The 1,444-nt window shown below is 64.4% G+C and carries 1 protein-coding gene; it reads right to left on the reverse strand.

The features are described 5' to 3' along the window. Positions 1 to 1,444 (reverse strand): KR domain-containing protein (locus AB0I15_RS66860; protein WP_358121212.1); only part of this gene is annotated, 1,444 nt, incomplete at both ends.

Consider the following 1,444-nt stretch of genomic DNA (forward strand, 5'->3'; position numbering starts at 1 on the left):
CCTTGGCGGCTGGCGAGGATGAGGTGGCGGGCGCCGTGGTGGGTGGTGAGGTGGTGGGCGAGGGCGGTGGCGAGGGTGCCGGTGCCGCCGGTGATCAGTATGGTGCCGTTGGGGTCGAACGGTTCGAGGCGGGAAAGGTGGTTGTGCGTTGGGTGGTCAGGGTTGGTGGCTTGACCGGGCTCGGCCGTGTTGGAGGGTTGGGCAGTGCTGACAGGGTGAGTGGGCTGGGCGGCGTCGCTTACGCGAGTTGGGTTGGTGCTGCTCTTCGGGGTTTCTTCGCTGCTGGGTGAGGTGCTGGTGTTGTCGGTGCCGCGTGTCGTGCTTTTATCGCTGCTGCTTGTTGAGGTGATGGAGCAGTTTGTGGTGTCGATGAGGGAGCCGTTGATGGCGTCTGTGCTGTCAGGGCTGGAGGGCGTGGCGTTGCCGGGGGTGTCGGTGCGTGAGGCGGTCGTGTTGGTGCTGTTGGTTTTGGGGTTGGTTTGGTTTTGGGGGGTGGTGCGGGTGAGGCGGGGGGTGAGGAGGGTGCCGTGGCGGAGGGCGATTTGGGTTTCGCCGGTGGTGGTGGCGGTGGTGATGGCGGTGGGGAGGTTGGTGAGGGTGTCGGGGTGGTTGTCGATGTCGATGATGAGGATGCGGTTGGGGTGTTCGTTTTGTGCGGTGCGGAGGAGTCCCCAGATGGCTGCGGCGGGTAGGTCGGTGATGTCTTCGTCGGGGTGGGTGGCGATGGCGTGGTGGGTGAGGGCGATGAGGCGTGTTTCGGGGGTGGGGGTTGGTGGGGTGTTGCGGGCGGTGGTGGCGTCTTCGTCGCTGTTGTTGGTGCTGGTTTTTGTGTGGGTGTCGTGGGTGAGCCAGGTTTGGAGGAGGGATAGGAGTGCGGTGGTGAGCTCGGTGGCCTGATCCGCAGGGTTACTGGCTTTCGTGTTTTCGGGGTTGTTGTTCTGGGTCTTGTAAGGGGCGCCGTTGCTGCTCGTGGTGGTGAGGGGAAGCAGCAGGGTGTCGTAGTGAGTGTCTGCGAGGGCGGCCAAGTCGGAGTGGATGGAGGCGTTCAGGTGGGTCGCGAGGAGGTTGTCCAGGTGGGCTTGGTCTGTGGTGGGGGTGGCGAGGATGGTCCATTTCGCCGTGTCGGGTTCGGTGCCTTCGTCGACAGCGATGCTGTTGAGGTTGACGTCCGTGTTGGCCTTGTGAGGACTCCACGTCAGCTGGAAGAGGGTGTTGTGGTGGGGCGTGGTGGTGAGGTGGCCGGCTGGTAGTGGGCGCAGGGTGAGGGCGTCGATGGTGAGGAGTGGGGTGCCGTCGGTTGTTGTGATGGTCAGGCCGAAGTTGTGATTGTTGGGTTCGTCGCTGATCCGGGTGGTGGTGTGGAGGGTGGTGGGGTGTTGGGGGTGGGTGGTGTGGATGTGGATGTTGGTCCAGGTGAAGGGGAGGTGGGGGGTGGTGTGGGTGG

Source organism: Nonomuraea sp. NPDC050643, assembly GCF_040654715.1.
GTDB lineage: Bacteria > Actinomycetota > Actinomycetes > Streptosporangiales > Streptosporangiaceae > Nonomuraea.